The 19,466-nt window shown below is 69.4% G+C and carries 11 protein-coding genes; 8 read left to right on the plus strand and 3 right to left on the minus strand.

Going from position 1 to position 19,466, the window contains the following annotated elements; translation table 11 throughout:
* The 3 genes from ACZ7J0_RS22830 to ACZ7J0_RS22840 form a co-directional block, all read left to right on the plus strand.
* Positions 1-4,191, plus strand: a 4,191-nt coding sequence (locus ACZ7J0_RS22830; protein ID WP_470890121.1) for a non-ribosomal peptide synthetase, incomplete at its 5' end; no start/stop codon positions are given.
* A gap of 741 nt (positions 4,192-4,932) precedes the next feature.
* Entirely contained in the window at positions 4,933-6,690 is a 1,758-nt protein-coding gene (locus ACZ7J0_RS22835) for an ABC transporter ATP-binding protein (protein WP_470890123.1), read from the plus strand.
* A gap of 360 nt (positions 6,691-7,050) precedes the next feature.
* The gene (locus tag ACZ7J0_RS22840; RefSeq protein ID WP_468711639.1) at positions 7,051-7,263 is read left to right on the plus strand and encodes an MbtH family protein; all 213 of its coding nucleotides are present in this window, start codon (positions 7,051-7,053) and stop codon (positions 7,261-7,263) included.
* A gap of 103 nt (positions 7,264-7,366) precedes the next feature.
* On the opposite strand, the gene ACZ7J0_RS22845 is transcribed toward ACZ7J0_RS22840, so the two are convergent.
* Positions 7,367-8,404 (minus strand): threonine ammonia-lyase, encoded by a 1,038-nt coding sequence (locus ACZ7J0_RS22845; protein ID WP_470890125.1) that lies wholly within the window; start codon positions 8,402-8,404, stop codon positions 7,367-7,369.
* A gap of 416 nt (positions 8,405-8,820) precedes the next feature.
* Entirely contained in the window at positions 8,821-9,819 is a 999-nt protein-coding gene (locus ACZ7J0_RS22850) for a helix-turn-helix domain-containing protein (RefSeq protein ID WP_470890127.1), read from the minus strand.
* Between the two features lie 623 nt (positions 9,820-10,442).
* On the opposite strand from ACZ7J0_RS22850, the gene ACZ7J0_RS22855 reads away from it, so the two are divergent.
* The 5 genes from ACZ7J0_RS22855 (at position 10,443) to ACZ7J0_RS22875 (ending at position 16,207) form a co-directional block, all read left to right on the plus strand.
* Positions 10,443-10,745 (plus strand): hypothetical protein, encoded by a 303-nt coding sequence (locus tag ACZ7J0_RS22855; RefSeq protein WP_470890129.1) that lies wholly within the window; start codon positions 10,443-10,445, stop codon positions 10,743-10,745.
* A gap of 164 nt (positions 10,746-10,909) precedes the next feature.
* Positions 10,910-11,128 (plus strand): hypothetical protein, encoded by a 219-nt coding sequence (locus ACZ7J0_RS22860; protein WP_470890130.1) that lies wholly within the window; start codon positions 10,910-10,912, stop codon positions 11,126-11,128.
* A gap of 57 nt (positions 11,129-11,185) precedes the next feature.
* Entirely contained in the window at positions 11,186-12,226 is a 1,041-nt protein-coding gene (locus ACZ7J0_RS22865) for a ParB/RepB/Spo0J family partition protein (protein WP_470890132.1), read from the plus strand.
* A 452-nt stretch (positions 12,227-12,678) separates the two neighbouring features.
* A complete protein-coding gene (locus ACZ7J0_RS22870; RefSeq protein ID WP_470890134.1) occupies positions 12,679-14,826 on the plus strand; it encodes an FG-GAP repeat domain-containing protein in 2,148 nt (715 codons plus the stop codon).
* Positions 14,827-14,974: 148 nt separating this feature from the next.
* Positions 14,975-16,207, plus strand: a complete 1,233-nt coding sequence (locus ACZ7J0_RS22875; protein ID WP_470890136.1) for a serine hydrolase domain-containing protein — start codon at positions 14,975-14,977, stop codon at positions 16,205-16,207.
* Positions 16,208-16,271: 64 nt separating this feature from the next.
* On the opposite strand, the gene ACZ7J0_RS22880 is transcribed toward ACZ7J0_RS22875, so the two are convergent.
* Positions 16,272-18,992, minus strand: a complete 2,721-nt coding sequence (locus ACZ7J0_RS22880) for a glycoside hydrolase family 2 protein (protein ID WP_470890138.1) — start codon at positions 18,990-18,992, stop codon at positions 16,272-16,274.
* Positions 18,993-19,466: the final 474 nt, after the last annotated feature.

Here is a 19,466-nt window from a genome sequence, read left to right on the forward strand (position 1 = left end):
GACGACTTCTTCGATCTGGGCGGCCACTCGCTGCTCGCGGTGCGCCTGGTCAGCCGTATTCGTGCGGTTCTGGGCGTCGAGGTCGAGATCCGGGAGCTGTTCGAGGCGCCGACGGTGGCGGGCCTGGCGGACCGTCTTGCCGGTGCCCGTGCGGCACGTACGGCGTTGACCGCCAGGGAACGCCCGGAGCGGATCCCGCTCTCGTACGGACAGAGGCGGCTCTGGTTCATCAACCAGATGGACGGGCCGAGCTCCACCTACAACATCCCCGTAGCGGCCCGGCTCGCCGGTGCGGTGGACGCCGACGCGATGGGCGCGGCCTTCCGTGACCTGCTCGCGCGGCACGAGGTCTTGCGCACGGTCTTCGGCGTCGCGGACGGGGAGCCGTACCAGCGGATCGTCGGCATCGACGAGCTGGACTGGGAGCTGACCGTCGTCGACGCCGAGCCGGCCGCCCTGGCCGGCGCGGTCGCCGCGGCGAAGGCGTACACCTTCGACCTGGCGGTCGAAGTCCCCATTAGAGCATGGCTGTTCAGGGCCGGGCCCGAGGAGCACGTCCTCGTGGTCGTGGTCCACCACATCGCCGGTGACGGCTGGTCGTGGGCGCCCCTGGCCCGGGACGTGTCCGTGGCGTACGAGGCCCGCGGCGAGGGCCGGGCGCCGGAGTGGGAGCCGCTGCCGGTGCAGTACGCGGACTACGCGCTGTGGCAGCGTGAGGTGCTCGGGGACAGCCAGGACCCGCAGAGCCTGATCTCCCAACAGGTCGCGTACTGGCGGGCGGCGTTGGAAGGCGTCCCGGAGGAGCTGGAGCTGCCCTTCGACCGGACGCGTCCGGCGATCGCCTCCCACCGGGGCCACCGGATCCCGCTGGACATTCCGGCCGACGTGCACGCGCGGCTCGCGGAGCTTGCGCGGACCGAGGGCGTGACGATGTTCATGGTGCTGCACGGCGCCTTGGCCGTCCTGCTCTCCCGGATCGGCGCGGGCACCGACATCCCGATCGGCTCGGCCATCGCGGGCCGCACCGACGAGGCCCTCGACGACCTGATCGGGTACTTCGTCAACACGTTCGTCCTGCGCACCGACCTCTCCGAGGACCCGACCTTCCACGAGGTCCTGGAGCGGGTGCGAGAGGCGGGGCTCGGGGCGTTCGCGCACCCGGACGTACCGTTCGAGCGGCTGGTGGAGGAGCTGGCCCCGGCCCGCTCGATGGCCCGCCACCCTCTGTTCCAGGTCATGCTGCTCCTGCAGAACAACGAGCAGGCGGTGCTCGACCTGGACGGCGTCGCCGCTCGGCGCGGGGCCCCGGCGGCCCCGTCCGGGAGCGGCGGCCCGTCCGAGGCGGTCGCGAAGTTCGACCTGGACGTCAGCGTCGCCGAGCTGCACGATGCCGAGGGAGCGCCGGCGGGTATGCGCGGCTCGGTGGTCGCCGCTGCGGACCTGTTCGACCCGGAGTCGGTGGAGCGGATCGCCGAGCGACTCACCCGGGTGCTCACGGCGCTCGCCGCCTCCCCGGGGCTGCGGGTCAGCGAGGTGGACGTCCTCGGTGAGGACGAGCGGCTGCGGATGCTCACCGAGTGGAACGCCACCGAGGCCGACGTCCCGCACACGACGGTCGTTGAGCGCTTCGAGGCGCAGGCCGCCCGGACACCCGACGCGATCGCCCTGGTCCATGGCGACGAGGAGCTGACCTACGCCGAACTGGACGCGCGGGCCAACCGCCTGGCCCGGTACCTCGCCGGGCAGGGCATCGGCCCCGAGTCCGTCGTCGCGGCGGTCTTCGAACGTACGGTGGACCTGGTGGTGGCCCTCCTCGGAGTGATCAAGGCCGGTGCCGCGTACCTGCCGATCGACCCTGCCTACCCGGCCGACCGGATCGCGTACGTCATCGCCGACTCGGGCGCGGTCGCCGTGCTCACCAGCCAGGATGTGCACGCCCGTCCGGCGGAGCCGGATCACCGTCCGCAGGTGCCGGTGATCCTGCTCGACAGCGCCGACGTCGCCGAGCGGCTGACCGCCCTCGCGGACGGTCCGCTGACCGACGGGGAGCGCACGGCGGCTCTGCTGCCCGAGCACCCCATGTGGGTGATCTACACGTCCGGATCGACGGGTCGCCCCAAGGGAGTGCTCGTTGAACACCGCGCGATCGTGAACTTCCTGACCTCGATGCAGGACCGGTTCGCGCTGGACGCGGACGACCGGCTGCTCGCGGTCAGCACCCACGGCTGTGACATGGCGGGCTTCGAGTTCTACCTTCCGCTGCTGAACGGGGCGCGGATGGTGCTCGCCTCGCAGGAACAGGTCCTCGACCCGTGGGCGCTGCGTTCCCTGATCCGTACCACCGGCGCCACCGTCGTCCACGCGACGCCGAGCCTGTGGCGCGGCCTGATCGCGGACGCGGACGACCCGGTCGACTGGACGAAGGTTCGCGCCATGATCGGCGCGGAGGCGCTCCCGAGCGACCTGGCCCGCGTCATCCTGGCCAGGACACCCACCCTGACCAACCTGTACGGTCCGACTGAGACCACCGTCTGGTCGACCGCCAAGGAGCTGGCGGGAGAGGGCGCCGACGCGACGTCGATCGGCGGCCCGATCGGCAACACCCAGGTGTACGTGCTCGACGCTGCGCTCGGCCCGGTTCCGCCGGGTGTCGCAGGCGAGCTGTACATCGGCGGCATGAGCGTGGCGCGCGGCTACCTGGGCCGCCCGGACCTCACCGCCGGCCGCTTCGTGGCCAGCCCGTTCGGCGGCTCCGGCGAGCGGATCTACCGTACGGGCGACGTGGTGCGGTGGACCGTTGATGGGGACCTGCAGTACGTCGGGCGCTCCGACGACCAGGTCAAGATCCGCGGCTTCCGCGTCGAACTGGGCGAGATCGAAGCGGCACTGTCCGCGCACCCCCAGGTCGCGCAGTCCGTGGCCCTCGTGCGGGAGGACAACCCCGGCGACCAGCGCCTGGTGGCCTACCTGGTGCCGAACCGGGGCATCGCCCCGCAGGGAGAGGAGGAGTGGACCGAGGAGACACGGGCGGCCCTCGCCGACCGGATCGGTCAGGAGGCCCGGGGTCTCGCCCAGGACCGGCTGCCCGGCTACATGGTGCCGTCGGCCGTAGTCGTGATCGACAGGCTGCCGCTGATGCCGAACGGGAAGCTGGACCGCAAGGCCCTGCCCGTCCCGGACGGCGCGGTGGTGGAGGAGGACGCCAACTGGGCGGTCACCTCCTTCGAGGAGAACATGTGCGCTGCCTTCGCCGAAGTCCTCGGCGTGGAGTCGGTCGGCGTGGACGACGACTTCTTCGCCCTGGGCGGCCACTCGCTGCTCGCGGTGCGGCTCGTGGAGAAGCTGCGCGAGCGGGGGGTGTCGATCGCGGTCCGCGACCTCTTCGCCGCGCCGTGCGTCGCCGAGCTGATGAAACGGATGAGCCTGTCGTCCATTCGGGACGCGCTGGACGTGCTGCTGCCGATCCGGGAGCAGGGCAGTCGGCCGCCGTTCTTCCTCATCCACCCCGCGGGCGGTCTGAGCTGGTGCTACATGCCGATGGCCCGCTACGTCCCGGCGGACATCCCGCTGTACGGACTCCAGTCCCGCGGCCTTGACGGGACGTCCGAACTCGCCCGTTCCGTGACGGAGATGGCGGCGGACTACGTCGAGCAGCTTCGCTCCGTCCAGCCGAGCGGTCCCTACCACCTCCTGGGCTGGTCCTACGGCGGGGCAGTCGCGCACGAGGTCGCCGTGCAGCTCCAGGCGGCCGGCGAGGAGGTGGCGGCGCTGGTCATCCTCGACCAGTACCCGTGGACCGAGCGCGCGGACGGATCGGTGGACGACGCCGACGAGACAGAGGTCGACCTGGAGGCCAAGGTCGACCGGCTGATCGAGGTGGTGCGCCGTGAGGCGGGCAACGCCCTCGGCGCGGCGACCGACGAGGAGTACCGGACCTTCGCCCGGATCCTCCAGAACCACCGGACGATCCGTGTCGCCCACGAGTTCGGCCGCTTCGACGGGAACGCCCTGTTGATCGTCGCGCAGGAGAGCAGGGCGGCGGACGACGCCACCGCCGAGCTCTGGAAGCCGTACATCACGGGTGAGATCACCGAGTCGGGTGTTCCGTGCACCCACTACGAGATGGCCAAGCCGGACACGCTGGCCGAGGTCTGGTCCGCGGTCTCGGCCTGGCTGGGCCTGAGGGGCTGACAGCGCGACAGTCGGGGGCCCGCCGGCCGGAGTGCGCTCCGGACGGCGGGCCCCCGGGCGAGAAGCGATCCGACGAGCCCCGTCCCTCTCGCGCCCTGCCTCTCCTCGCGCCTGCGAAGCGCGTACCGAAAGGGAAATCCGAAACCGGAAACAGAACGCGGAAACAGAACGCGGAAAGAGAAAGCGCAGGATCGCCGTGTCCGTCGTGTCTGCCTCTGCCACTCTTTCCCGCTCCGAGCCGGAGCACGGGAACCGGAGCGTGGCACAGACGGACGTCCCGGAGGGCAACGGCTGATGGCAAAGCACTTCACCACCCGCATCCGGGCGGCTGACCTCGACGAGGGAATTCCTTGCTCCGGCGGCCCTTACGGCTGCCGACCCGTGGGGAGCGTCCCCTACCTGCCCGGCCGGAAGGGAGCGGCCGGTGGCGGCGAGGCCTACGACCGGCACCGACCGACATCGACGAAACCGCCCCATGGTCCGGCGGTCATGCGCCCGGCCGCAGACCAATCGGCCTGAAAGGTCTGTTGCACCCACAGGCGAGGAGTATTTATGGCCCTCATAGGCGGCCCCAACATCACCTCTCGTAAGAATTTCGAAGACGGTGCGAAGATCCGTCAGAAAATCAAGCCGGGTACGCTCCGGCGCATACTCCCGTACGCCTTGAGATATCGGAAAGCGCTGGGAGTCCTGGTATTCGCGAGCCTGGCGTGCGGTGCGATCACCGCGGCCAGTCCCCTGATGCTCAAGTTTATGATCGACGACGGCATCGTGCCGAAGAAGCTCGACGTCGTCCTTGCCCTGGCGTTGGGCATCGTCCTGCTCGCCCTGCTGGAATCCATCGTGCTGTATGTCGAAGCCCGCTGCTCGGGCAAGATCGGTGAGGGGCTGGTCTACGACCTGCGGACCGAGGTGTTCGAACATGTGCAGCGCCAACCGCTCGCCTTCTTCTCACGGGTGCAGACCGGAGCACTGGTCAGCAGGCTCAACACGGACATCGCGGGGACTCGGCAGGCCATCACCTCGCTGCTGACCCAGGCGGTCTCGGCGCTGCTGACCCTGGTCATCGTCGTCAGCACGATGATCTACCTGTCGTGGGAGATCACTCTCATCGCCCTGGTGATGGTTCCGCTCTTCCTCTTCCCGGCCCGGATCATCGGGCGCAAGCTGCAACGGATCACCCGCGAGCGGATGAACCTCGACGGCGAGATGGGCTCGATGATGAGCGAGCGCTTCAACGTCTCGGGCGCCGAGCTCGCCAAGCTGTACGGGCGCCCGGCCGCCGAGTCAGCCCTCTTCGAGGAGAAGGCGGGCCGGGTCCGGGACATCACGGCGCAGAACGTGGTGCAAGGACGGATGTTCTTCATCATCGTCACCGTGCTCACCTCGCTGACGACTGCGGTCGTGTACGGCGTCGGCGGGAATCTGGTCATCGACGGCGCGCTGCAGATCGGCACGCTCGTCGCCATGGTGACGCTGCTGTTCCGGATGTACGGGCCGATCAACCAGCTCTCCGGCCTGCAGATCCAGGTGCTCACGGTTCTCGTCAGCTTCGACCGGATCTTCGAGGTCCTGGACCTGAAGCCGCTGGTCGACGAGAAGACCGATGCGCTTGAACTGCCCGCGAGCCTGGCGAGCGCCGTCAAGCAGGCTGAAGTCACGGCGCCAGCGGTCGAGTTCGACCACGTCTCGTTCCGCTACCCGACCGCGGACGAGGTGTCCCTCGCCTCCCTGGAACCGATCGCCCTGCGCGAGAAGGACCCGGGGAACAGCGCCTGGATCCTCAAGGAGCTCAGCTTCACCGCTCCCGCCGGGAAGTTGACGGCACTCGTAGGCCCGTCCGGCGCCGGCAAGACCACGATCACCCAGCTCGTGCCCCGGCTCTACGAGGCGACCTCCGGGTCCGTCCGCGTCGGCGGGCACGACGTGCGGGACGTGACGCTGCAGTCCCTGAGCGACACGGTCGGTGTGGTCAGCCAGGATACGCACATGTTCCACGACACGATCCGCGCCAACCTCCTGTACGCACGCCCCGAGGCCACCGAGGTGGACCTCATGGAGGCGTGCAGGGCGGCGCTGATCTGGGACGTGGTCGCCGCACTCCCGAACGGCCTGGACACCGTCGTCGGGGAGCGCGGCCACCGCCTCTCCGGCGGTGAGAAGCAGCGGATCGCCCTGGTCCGGCTCCTGCTCAAATCACCCCCGGTCGTGGTGCTCGACGAGGCCACCGCGCATCTGGACTCGGAGTCCGAGGCGTCGATCCAGCGGGCCCTCAAGAGCGCACTGGCCGGTCGGACCTCGCTGGTGATCGCGCACCGGCTGTCCACCATCCGGGAGGCCGACCAGATCCTGGTCGTCGATGCGGGCCGCATCCGCGAACGCGGCACCCACGAGGAGCTGCTGGCCGCGGGCGGTATGTACGCCTCCCTGTACCACACGCAGTTCTCCGAGGAGGTGAAGGACACCAAGGACGGCGCCCCTGTACCCCGTACCGCCTGAGCCGGTTCCCCCGTCGATGCACCAGTCGTCCGCGGACGACTGGTGCATCGACCACCCGAGGGACCACCGAGTGCGGGCGGACACGAGGAACGGCGCGACGACTCCATCACTTCGCGATGGTGTTCAACTGATGCGCGGCAACGGTTGAACACAACGCTCCCGCACGTGATTGAGCCGTCTTGGCACACACCCCGTCGACTGTTGTTGGTCCGAGCGGGTGCGGGTCATAGTGGATAGCCGCAAAACCCGCGGGCTCCGCGGGACGGGAATTGTGGATCGCGTACGTGTGGAATCTCCGCACCCGGCCATCGGTGTGGTCGCCGACGTGATCAGAGTCATCACCTGAGAGAGGACGACGTCGTGACGAATCCGTTCGATGACCCCAATGCCAACTACCTGGTCCTGGTCAACGACGAGGGACAGCACTCCCTCTGGCCCATCTTCGTCGAAGTGCCCGCGGGCTGGACCTCGGTGTACGGCGAGGCGAGCCGCGAGGACTGCCTCGCCTACATCGAGAAGTCCTGGACCGACATGCGTCCCAAGAGCCTCATAGAGGCCATGGCAGGGAAGTAGTCCGGCGGTTGGGGACAGACACCTCGGTCCGAAGACGGTGTGAACCGTGCTTCGGGCCGAGGTGTCTTGTGCGTCGGAGGTACTGCGTCGAGAGGTGCAGCCGTCAACGTGCGGATCTCTGTGGGGCGTTGTCGCACGCCTGGGCGAGCAGGGCCGTCACCAGGCTGGGTTCGACGTTGCCGCCGGAGAGCAGGACGCCGATGTCGGTCCCCCGCCCGGGTCCTGCGGCAAACTCCAGGGCCCCGGCCAGCGCGGTCGCGGCCGCCGGCTCGACGAGCAGCCGGGCCTGCAGCAGCGCGGCCCGCAGCGCGTCGGCGATGGCTTCCTCCGTAACGGTCAGCACGCGGGCCGCGTCGAGCGCCGCGACGGAGAAGGGAAGGGCGCCGATCCGGTCGGGGCGCAGCCCGTCGGCGATGGTGTGGCGCGCACCGACCGTCACTGGCTCGCCCGCGCGCAGGGCCGCGGTGTAGGCGGGCACGGCCTCGGGTTCCGCACCGACCACAGCGGCTCCGTGACCGGCGGCGGCCAGGCAGGCGCCCGCGAGCGCGCTGCCCCCGCCGATCGGTATGACGACGCTGTCGAGGCGCACGCCCTCGGCGGAGGCCTGGGCGAGCAGCTCAGCGGTGGCGGTGCCCTGGCCTGCGACCACGTGCGGGTTCTCGTACGGGTCGACGACGTCGTACCCGTGCGCCTCTCGTAGGTTCTCGACGGCGGCCACGCGCTCGGCGAGAGTCGTCCCGGCGAACACGACCTGGGCGCGGGCCTCTTTGATTCTGCGGACCTTGCCGGGCGGTGCGTCGGACGGAAGCACGATCAGGGTGGGCAGGCCGTGCGCACGGGCCGCCAGCGCTACCGCGATCGCGTGGTTGCCGGTGCTCTGGGCGACCACCCCGCGGCTTCCAGCGGCGGCCAGCTCCTCGACGGCGAGGAGCGCCCCGCGCACTTTGAACGAGCCACCGAGCTGGAGGTTCTCTGCCTTCAGCCACAGGCGCGCGCCGCACAGCCCGTCCAGCTGGTCGGAGCGTATGACGGGAGTGCGCAGGACCCTTCCGGCAAGCCGCAGCTCGGCGCGATCGATATCGGCGCGGCCGAGCCCCGGCAGGGTGGTGCCGACGGCGATTCCGCTCCTGTGGTCGGGCATGGGTGTCCCCTTCCGAAAATCCTTCACGGGTCATTACGGAAATTCACCGGGCAGGCAGGCCGGCAGCCGGTTGAAAGAAGACGGCACGGTGCGGTCGGCGAATCCGGATGTCGCTGCCGGTGAAATTGAACGGGCCAGGAACCCGCGTCAGTTCCTCAAACTACCTGCACCATTCAGGAACACGCACGTGTCCATGCTTTGGGGAAGTAATGCAGGGAACCTTTTAGGGGACGGCATGTTTTCCGGGGCGAGGAGCGCCCGGTGGTGACCAAGCGGGGCAAGGGGTGGTGGGATAGAGGTCCACCCGTCGGATCTCGGCCAAAAAGTGCGTCCGGGGCCGGAAGTCGTGGCGGGAGCGCATCGCGGGAGCTGTGACAACAAACCACCGCAGGAAGGGTGTTCGCCCTGAATCGTCTTTATTCCGGAGTTGTCGGCAAGTGGCCCTGCTGTACGGCGTGGACCCCGGCCTGGAAGCGGCTGCGCGCGTTGAGGTGCGTGAGGAGTCCGGTCGCGATGCGTCTGGCCGTCCGGGGAGAGACGCCGAGCTTCTTGGCGATCGACTCGTCCGTGGCGCCCTGCGCCAGCAGATCCAGCGCCGTCACCTGCTGCGGCGTCAGCTCGCCGGGCTGTTGTGGGCGGGGCCGGCCCAGCGGCTTGGCGTTGCGCCACTCGCTCTCGAACAGGGCGCACAAGGAGGAGACGATTCCCGGCGAGGTGGAGACGACGGCGCCCACGTCCGTGTGGTCGCTGTCGGTGGCGACGATGGCCACCCGCCGGTCGCAAATGATCATACGGTTCGGAAGCGACGGCGCCGTCCGGACATGCGCACCGTGGGATGTGAGCCATTTTGCGTGCTCAAGACTGGCTGGGTCCGGTCGAATGCTGTCAAGGTATATCGTGCGCATGCTGATTCCGCGCTCCAGTAACCGGAGGTTGAGCGGCCGTGAAGCCCGCATGTTGGCCGCTGTCTGAGCGCCTCCGGGGGCGAAAGTGATGAATTCTTCCTCGACTTGGTCGTTCAGGGAGGCGAGATAGTCACGAATTGAATCCACGCCCTCGAGGTAACGGACCGACGCATTGGACTGGGAGGACTGTTCGTGCGCGAACTCGGAGATGAGGCGCGCGGCCTCTGCGCGACTCGCCTCGACCCGCTGCTGCTGGGCCGCCAGCTCGGCCTGCTGGCGGGCGAGAAGCATCTCCATGCCGAGGTGCGGGCTGACCGCGTGCACATGGCTGGGGTCATCCGAGGAGGCCCGGACGAGAGCGAGCTCGCTGAGCTTGTCCAGCGCTGCCCGCAGCTCGGCCCCCGATATGCCCAGCCGGTCGGCCAGTTCGGCGAAGCAATCGCCAGGGTGGGCCAGCATCCCCCGGTAGACGGTCTCGGCGACGGCATCAAGCCCGAGATTGATCAGCATCGAGTCCCATCTCCGTTGAGCTATCCAGACAGGGTGGACGCAACCGAGCACCTCCCGGTTGCGTACACGCGTTCGGGCCAGTTCCCGCCAACCCTAACCGAGGGCCGAGTACGGAACATCAACTTTTTCTCCGCGGCATCCCGCCGCTGCCTCGACGAACGTCGTGAGGAGCCGCGTAGTTCCGCAACCGCGGTACGCCAGGTGTGGTGGCAGCACCCGGGCGTCACCGACCAGCTGCACCGTGTTCACCTCATGGAACCGAAACGCTGCGGGCACCATTGTCGTTCCGAAGCCCAACCCGGCGACAAGGACGACCACGTTGACCCGAACGTCCGCCTGAAGCGTCATGATTTCCGTAAGCGCCCGACCCCTGTCCGTCACCATTCCAAAGGCGCCTCGAGGACAGGGGCGTTGGCAGCCGCGCCACCTGGTGGAGCGGTCTGCGCCCTGCGCCACCTCGTCAGATCCGTCCACCCGATGGGAACACCGCACCGACTTCCACGACGCCCTTGCCTCTCTGGCCCGCAGTCCCTTCTGCCGGCGACGCCTCACGAACCACCGATCGTGATCGCGTCACGAACTCCTCGTGCGCGATGCCTACTTCCCCCGGGGAAGGTTGAGCTGTGTATCTCGTCCATCTTCGCCTCCTCCCGCATCCCGAAGGCGACCTGTTGCCCGTGTGCATCCCGGCCCTCCTGACTGAGGGCTCCGCCGCTGATACGAACTGCATCGAACACGTCAGCCTGCACCCCACCGCCCAGCCCCTCCCGGTCGTCGGCGTCTACGTCCACGCGGCCACCCTGGCGGCGGCGGAAGCGGCAGCGGCGCGGGCATGGGGGCGCGCCGTCCTGACCCATTCGCCGCTCGCGCAGTGGCAGTTGCTGTCGGCGGCTGTCCCTCTGCTGCGTCCGGACCTCGACGACTGACCCTCACCGCCCCCGCGGAAAGGGCGAGAGCGGCGCCTCCGAGGGGGAGGGTGGACTGATTATGCCAAGGCCGCTTTGCCCGTCCTGAAGGCTCTTCTGCTACCCATGGGATGCGCGAAACACTCATGTGCGTCGCAGCAAGTCCGCTCAAGAAGAGGCAAGTGATGATTCGTCAATTCCTTCTCGGCAGTGTCGCCGCCGGCATGTGCCTCCTGGGAGCGCAGCCCGCGTGGGCCGCCGACTCCGCCGCCGTCACCGTCGGCGCGGGTGTGCAGAGAGCGCAGCTGACCGTGACCGCCGGTGAGGGTGACGACGACCCCAGGGACGACTCGGGGTGGCAGGTCCCGCCCCCGGTTCTGGCCGGTAAGGGTAACGGCAAATGACAGGAGGACTTCTTCCGTCCCAGCCCGTTCCTCACGCGCCGACCAGGAGTCTTGCCTGTGACCGCCGAACCGCTTGAGAAACCCCACACGCACAGCAGTTCGGACTACGTGCTGACGCTGCGTGACCAGAGCCTTCGCGACGCACCGGTGGAGCTCGTCCCACTCGACGAACTGCACATCGTCTCCTCGCCCCGCACGGGCGGCGTGGACATCGAGTACACCCGGACACTCGCCGGGATCGAGTCGGAGCTTCCGCCGATCCTCGTCCACCGCCCCACCATGAGGGTCGTCGATGGAGTCCACCGCTTCAGGGCCGCCCAGGTCAACGGCCAGACGTGCATCATGGTCCGTTACTTCGACGGGGACACGACGGACGCCGACCTGCTCGCGGTCGCCCTCAATGTCTCCCACGGCCGCCCGCTGTCCCAGGAGGACCGCATCGCCGCCGCCGAGCGCATCTTCGCCTCCCACCCCGAGTGGTCCGACCGGGCCGTGGCCGCCGTGGCCGGGCTGTCCGCCCGCAAGGTCTCGGAAGTACGCCAGAACACGGTCGGCACATCCCTGCACGGTGACCGCAGGATCGGGCTCGACGGCCGTTCCAGGCCGGTGGACTCCACTCATGGTCGGGAGCTCGCGAGTCGCCTCATCAAGGAGGACCCCACCGCCTCACTGCGTGCCATCGCCCGCCAGGCCGGCATTTCACCGGCCACCGTCGCGGACGTCCGCAGCAGGATGACGCGCGGTGAAGACCCCGTACCGGCGCGTCAGCGCGGACACGCGCCCGACCAGCGTCCCGCGTACCCGTCCGCCCCTCGCCCGCCCCAACAGCGGCCCACCAGCATCAAGTCGCCCGCCGAACTCGGCTCCGTCTTCGACGCACTGCGCCGCGACCCGTCCATGCGGCTCAACGAGATGGGCCGCCACATCCTGCGCATGCTCGATGCCGCCGCCCTGGTGGCCCGGGACCGGCAGCGCTTCGTCGAGAGCGTTCCCGCTCATTGCAAGGTCCAGATGTCGGAGCTGGTCCACGGCTACGCTCAGGTCTGGGAGCTGTTCGCGCACGACCTGAAGGACCACCTCACGGCCGAGAGCGCCTGACGGCCGAGCTGTGCACCCGTGGCCGGCGTGATGACACGGCGCATCACCGTCCCCCCGGCCGACCGGGAGCCCATCGCCGCCCTGGCCGCCGCACTCGGTGCGGGCCGGGCAGTGCCGAGCGGATCGATCGAGCCGCGTTTCGAGAGGCTGAGCCACCCCCTCCGGATCGGTGCTTCCAGGCCGTCTCGACGGGAGAAGTCTGTCGCCGCGCACCGTTGGCGGGCGCAGCGGCCGGGTGCACGAACTCGGCGTTCTCACTGGTGAGAGTGCGGCTCCGGCAAACAAATGGCCTCGAGTGGCCCCCGGGACTGCTGTTAGGCTCATCAACGTTTGTTTGTGCATGGGGGAAGCAGACCGGGGGGTCGGGGACTTCACACGTCGCACGACGGCGCGCGCATCGAGCGGGCCGTCTTCTCGCCATGCCTCGACCACTGGTTTGGGGAGAATGTTCGATGCGTAGGACCAGGATCATCGGCGCGGCACTGGTGCCCACCCTGACGCTGGCTGTCGCCGGCGCGGGTGTCTCCATGGCTCTTGTGACGGCGGCGCCCGCAGGCGCCGCGGTATCGCAGGCGTGGGGTGCGCCGGCGGCGCTCACCGCGTTCGGCACGCACAGCTCCGTGCACGGCCTGAGGATCACCTCGGACGGCACCGCCGTCACCGTGTGGAGCCGGGACGCTGGGGCGGGCAACCAGGAGCTCTGGGCCGCCACCCGACCGGCCAAGAGCACCGGTTGGAGCGCGCCGGTCCGGGTGGCGGTGACGATGGGTGAGGTGTACACCGCCACGCTGACCGCCGGTACGGACGGTTCGGCGACGGTGGCCTGGCTGCACTGGGACGACTCGCGCGGGTACACGTACAGCTCGTCCACCCTGTCGGCCGGGGCGAAGACGTGGACGGACCCGGCGCAGGTCTCGAACGTCTCCCACCCGGCATGGCTGGCCCTCGCCGGCGGCCCCGGCGGACGCCTCGTCGCGGCGTGGACCAGCTTCGGCGACAACACGCGGGGGGACGCGGGCCGCGGGCTGTACGTCTCCGAGCGCCCCGCGCCCGGCGCCGCCTGGTCCGAGCCCGTCAAGCTCACCGACGTCCTTGCCTTCTCGCCGGCCGCGACCGTCGGCGCCGACGGCACGGTGACGGTCGCCTGGAAGGACGACTTCGACAGCAGCGGGCCGGCGTTGCGGGTCGCCACCCTGCCCGCCGGAGCGACACAGTGGCAGGCGCCCAGGGCCGTCGAGGGGACCACGTCCTCTCTCGCCGGCGACCTCGACCTGCAGTCGTCCGCCTCCGGCGCCACCCTGTTGAGCTGGTCGGAGGGCAACTACTCCCGCCGCTTCGCCTCCCGTCCCGCGGTGAACGCGTCGTGGGGCGCCGCCGAGTCGGCCCCTTCCGAGGGCCTCCCGTACTCGTCCGCAGCGCCTCAGCTCGGCCCCAGCGGCGAGGTGACGGCCGTGTGGAAGGACTCGTTCGGATTGCGCACGGCGACCCGCTCGTCGACCGGTGGCTGGTCGTCGGTCCGGACGCTCGCCGAAACGGGGGTGGACGACGTCTGGTCCCCGAGCGTCGGCCCCGACGGTACGGTCACCGCCCTGTGGACCACGGGCGGTGGGGACCTGACGGCCGCCGCGCGCACGGACGGCACCTGGGCCCCACCCGTGACCGTCGGCCGGATCGAGGCCGACGCGGTCAAGGGCGCGACCGTCAGCGCGACCGGTGCGGACGGCCGGGCCGTCGTCGTCTGGAACCGCACGACCGGGACGACGGACAAGGGAAAGGAGATCCACCAAGTGTGGGCGGCCGCCACGACGCCGGGCACCTCCCAGCCGTCGACCGCGGCCGGGCGCCGTGACTACGTCGGCGCGGACGGCCTTCCCGACCTCTACGCGCAGACCGGCACGGGCGCGCTCACCGTCTACCGGGGTACGGCCCAGGGCACCGTCTCCGCCCCTACGGACGGCGGTACTTGGCCCAGCACCTCCACCCTCGTCCCCTTCGGCGACCTCGACGGCGACGGCGCCAACGACACCCTCGTGCGCACCGCGTCCGGCGAACTCCACCGCTACACGCCCCCACGCGGCCAGGTCGTCACCCCCAGCAGCCCCCACACCAGCATCGGCACCGGCTGGACCGGCCTCGACGTCCTCACCTACTCCGGCGACTTCAACGCCGACGGACGGCCCGACCTCGTCGCCCGCCAGACCGCCACCGGCGACCTCTACCTCTACGCCGGCACCAAGAACGGCACCCTCACGCGAACGGGCCGCATCGGCACTGGCTGGAAGAACCTCACCGTCGTCGGCGTCGGCGACCTCAACAACGACAAGAACGCCGACCTTCTCGCCCGTACGAGCGCCGGTGACCTGTACCGGTACTACGGCACCGGCAAGGCCACGATCGGTTCCGGCGCCAAGACCGGTACCGGCTGGACCTCCATGACCGACGTCGTCGGCGTCGGCGACCTGAACCGGGACGGAAACGACGACGTCCTCGCCCGTACGAGCGCCGGTGACCTGTACCGGTACTACGGCACCGGCAAGGGCACAATCGGTTCCGGAGCCAAGATCGGAACGGGCTGGAAGGCCTTCACCAGCCTCCGATAGGCGCAGAGCCCTCCGGTCTTGCCTTCATGGCCCCACAGCCTGGAGGCAAGCCGGGGGCGGGCGCGACCGGAACGGCTCGCCTCGCGACCGGTGTGCCGCGGTCTTAGCCTGATGATGTCGCCTTGGTCCCTGTACGACAGGAGGCACCGTGAGGCCGACCCGCAAGCAATTGCGCCGCGCCTGCGTCGCCGCTACCGCAGCAGTTGTGCTCATCACCCCGGCCGTCGCGGGCTCCGTGTACGGGGCGCCCGCCTCAACGCAGCCCGTCACCACAACCGCCCCCTCCCCGGACAGTGACGCGGAGTTCCAGCAACTCACCCCTGCCATCGCGGCGAAACTGGACGAGGCCGTGCGTCAGACCATGCGCGAGACGCGGGTGCCGGGTGTGATCGTGGGGCTGTGGGCCCCCGGCAAGGGAAGTTACGTGAAGGCCTTCGGGGTGGCCGACAAGCAGTCCGGCGCGCCCATGAGGACCGATCTCAACATGCGCATCGGCAGTGAGACCAAGACGTTCACCGTGACCGCACTCCTGCGGCTGGTCGACCAGGGAAAGCTCCGTCTGGACGACACGATAGGCACGTACGTCAGCGGTGTTCCGAACGGAGACCGCATCACCCTGCGCCAACTGGCGGACATGCGCAGCGGGCTCTTCAACTACGCCGATGACGACGCCTTCAACAAGAGGCTCGACACGGAGCCCAACAGCACGTACACACCCCAGCAGTTGCTCGGCTACTCCTTCAAGCATCCCGTGCAGTTCGCGCCGGGCACGCGGTTCGACTACTCCAACACCAACCTGATCCTGCTCGGTCTGGTGATCGAGAAGGTCACCGGCCGGCCGTTCCACGAGGTCGTCGAACAGCAGGTCCTGCGGCCGGCCGGTCTGCGGCACACGGTCTTCCCGACCGGGGCGGAGTTCCCCGAGCCGCACGCGCACGGCTACACCGACCAGTCGGCCTCGGGCAAGACCGTGGACGCGACCGACTTGAATCCGTCCTGGGGCTGGGCCGCGGGAGCGATGATCTCCGACCTGCAGGACCTGCGCAGCTGGGCCCGCGTCCTCGCCACCGGCACGCTGCTGAAGCCCGCGACCCAGGCCGAGCGCCTGAAGACCCTCCCGACAGGCATCCCGGGTGCCGGCTACGGCCTGGGCATCTTCAACATCCAGGGCTGGATCGGCCACAACGGCTCGATCCCCGGGTACGAGAGCCTGACCGTCTACCTGCCCGAGGCACAGGCGACCATGGTCATCCTCCTCAACACCGACGTGCTGCACGACGGCAAGGAACCCAGTGCGTTCCTCGGCCAGGCGGTCACCAACATCGTGAGCCCCGACCACGTGTACCCGGGCCACGAGCCCCTGGCGCCGAAGCGCGACTGACGGCTCGTCCGCTCGGCCGTAGCGGTGAGCCGCCCCCGAACGGCCCCGGCCCAGCCCGGGCAGCTCAGCCGGCCGGGGCCGTCACCGTCGGCGTGTTCCACCCCGAGATGCGCAGCCGTGGCGCCGAGCCGCGCAGATCACCGGTCCTGTACGTCGCCGTCAGCGTCGCCGACTCGCCCGGCCAGAGGCTGATCTGGTTGTCGCTCCACCGGACCGGCAGTACGGGAGCGCCCTGCGCGCCCACCAGGTGCACGTCGGTGAACAGAGCCGGGGTGTTTCCCGCGCTCGCGTTGCGTACGGTCACCGTCGTCGTGGACGTACCCGCGCCGTCCGCCGTGGTCGAGGCCGTCGAGGTGACGGTCGCCTGCCCCATGGCGTTCAGCCCCCGCAGGTCGGCGTAGGCGGTGGTCGGGGTGTAGTACCAGTCCGTGTTCGCGTAGTCGAGCACGTCCGGCTTGGTGGAGAGCCAGTAGACGTTGCGGCTCACCTCCCGGCCGGTGGCGTCGGTGAGGAGGAGCCGGGCCAGATAGGTGGTGGACAGGCCGGCCACCGACGCGGGGACGGTCAGCGCGGTGCCGCTCGCGCCGTCGCCCGCGACGCTCAGGCCGGTCACGGTCTGGTCGTACCTCGGGGTGCCGTCGGTGTCGAAGAGCGTCACCCGCGCTGTCAGTCCCGCAGCCGCCGACGTCCGGTGGTTGACCACTGCCAACGAGCGGTCGTCATAGGCGTACTGAATGTGCAGGGGTTCGTTCGCCTTCTTCGCGCCGAAGTAGGCCCCGCCCTGATCGAGATACCGGTCCAGCAACTGCCAGTGCAGTGAGGTCCAGCCACTGTTGAACATCCAGTAGACGACGCCGGTCGAGGGTTTGGTGGGGTCCTTGGCGTGCCGGGCGTACGCCTCGAACTGCGCGCGCACGTTCTCGTACTGGGCGAGCTGGGCCTTGCGTACGTAGTCCTCGAGGCCGGTCGGGGGGCCGTATCGACCGGCGAGTGCGGCGTTGTAGAGCTTGAGCGTCGCGAAGGGGGAGTAGGGGGAGCGGTGGTACTGGGTGGCGGACGGGTCCTTCCACAGCGTCTCCAGCTCGGCCGGGGACATCATGCTGCGCAGTGTGTCGAGGGTCGGGACGTCCGGACCCGCGCTGGTCTCGGAGTTGAAGCCGGCGGCGCCACCCTCCCGCTTGTCGTACCAGTAGCCGGGCGGAACCCAGTCGTACGGTCCGGTCATCTTCATCCCCGAGCTTCCGGTGATCGGGGCCGAGGCATCGGACGCCGCCGGGACCACCGGGGCCGTCCAGTCGGCGGCCCGCAGCGCGTCGACGTACCCCTGTTCGATCACCTTGTTCGGTGCGAAGTCACTGCCGATCAGGAAGGAGATCACGCTGGGATGGTGGCGAAGCCGAGCTGCTTCGGCGGCCATCGACGCCTTGGCCACCGGATAGTCGGCTGCGCCCCACCTCTCTCCGGCCTCGGAGCCGTTGACCTCTCCCTCCCACTTGTCGCAGCACTCCCAGCCGGGCAGGGTCAGGATCCCGTAATGGTCCGCCAGGTCGAAGAACTCGTCGGGCTCGATGTGCCCTTCGAGGCGCAGGGTGTTGAGACCCAGGTCAAGGGCGTACTTCAACCGGTCCTCGACGTAGGTGCGGTCCCAGCGCAGGAACTCGTCGGGGGACCAGCCGCCGCCCTTGATCAGTAGCGGGCGGCCGTTGATCCGGTACTGCCGTGCGCCGTCGGTGTTCAGCGGTGCCTGCACGTCACGGACACCGAAGGAACCGTGTGCGGTGTCGGAAGGCGTGCCGTTCACCGTCGCGGTCAGGTCGAGACCGTACAGCGGCTGCTCGCCCATCGCGGCCGGCCACCATACGCGGGGCGAACTCAGCCGCAGGGCGGGGTGGTCGGCGGGGGAGAAGGTCACGGTCTTGGTTTCGTGGGGTGCGAGCGTGACGCTCCGGCTGAGGGCGGCCGGGCCCGCCGTGCCGGACACCGTCGCGGTGACGGCCGCCGGGGAGTCGTTGCGCACCTGAGCCTTGACGGTCAGGTCCGCCGAGGACATGGACGGCATGGCCAGGGCGGTCACCACATGGGCGTCGCGCAGGGCGACCGGCCCGCCGCGGCGCACCAGTACGTCACGGACGATGCCCATGTTCTCGTCCGGTGGCGGCTGCAGCCAGTCGAGCCAGCCCATCGTGAGCTGCTTACGGGGATTGTTGGGCTGGATCCGGAAGGCGACCGTATTAGTACCGGTCTTGACCAGATCGGTGACATCGAGCTCGTGCCGGGTGTACGCGCCGGCGACCGTGCTCGCGGTGGCGACGCTGCTGCCGTTGACGAAGACGTCGGCGGCGGAGATGACCCCGCTGAAGTCCAGGTAGGTACGAGCGGTCGTATCGGTGACGACGAAATCGGACCGGTACCACCAGGGGACGGTGAAGTCCGTGGCCGGGATCTGTTTCTGGTTGGTGGAGTAGAAGGGGTCGGGGTACACGCCGGCAGCGAGCAGTGCCGCGAGGACGGTGGAGCGGGAGCCGGCCGGATACCAGCCCGCCACCGCGTAGCCGGGACTGGAAACGGTGGCAGCCGGGTCCGTGACCTTCGCCGTCGACTGAATGGCGTACGCGGACAACGCCGTCGTGCTGCCCGGGACCGCGGCAATCCTGGTCGCCGCCGGCGGCGCTGGATCCGCCTGGACAGCCGGGGCCGCACCGGAAGTACCCACGGCGAGGGTGAGGATCAGGCCGACGACGGCCAGGACGGCGGTTCTTCCGCGTAGCGCGCGGCGGTGGAACACGGGGGCCTCCGCGGGGCCGGAGTCGGGATTCGGCGTGGTGCAGATTCAGCCACGGATGATCCGCGCGGCCGGGTGGAGCCGGTCGCTTTGTTGGGCTGCTCATGGGCGGGCGGCATCCCGCCCGCTCCTCTGTGCGGGGTGCTCCCAGACGGCTTGGCGAGCGGGAGTTAAGCGAACATATCGTCTGGAACGGAGCCGAGTCTGCCACGGTCGAGCTCGGACGCGACGGCGACAGTCCGTGAGTTATACAGCCTTTGGCCCCGGGTGGAGTCCAAAGCGCTGGACTGTCCGCGTCGCTGTCGAATGGCTTGATTCAACCGGCTGCGATGTCCCGCGCGAGCTGATCGACGGCCCAGTCGACTCCAGGCCGAGGGGTCGGCCAAAGGCATCTTTGTTGGCGGAATGGTTAATTCCAAGTGACGCTAAACCTTCGGAAATGGACCTGCGTTGACACTCTCCGTGGTCGGAAGCTAA

This window comes from Streptomyces sp. NPDC038280 (genome assembly GCF_055600045.1).

Bases quoted from the DNA above. Each gene is read 5' to 3' on its own strand.
- ACZ7J0_RS22835 (WP_470890123.1), top strand. From the start codon at position 4,933: ATGCTCAAGTTTATGATCGACGACGGCATCGTGCCGAAGAAGCTCGAC.
- ACZ7J0_RS22845 (WP_470890125.1), bottom strand. From the start codon at position 8,404: ATGCCCGACCACAGGAGCGGAATCGCCGTCGGCACCACCCTGCCGGGG.
- ACZ7J0_RS22850 (WP_470890127.1), bottom strand. From the start codon at position 9,819: ATGCTGATCAATCTCGGGCTTGATGCCGTCGCCGAGACCGTCTACCGG.
- ACZ7J0_RS22860 (WP_470890130.1), top strand. From the start codon at position 10,910: ATGATTCGTCAATTCCTTCTCGGCAGTGTCGCCGCCGGCATGTGCCTC.
- ACZ7J0_RS22870 (WP_470890134.1), top strand. From the start codon at position 12,679: ATGCGTAGGACCAGGATCATCGGCGCGGCACTGGTGCCCACCCTGACG.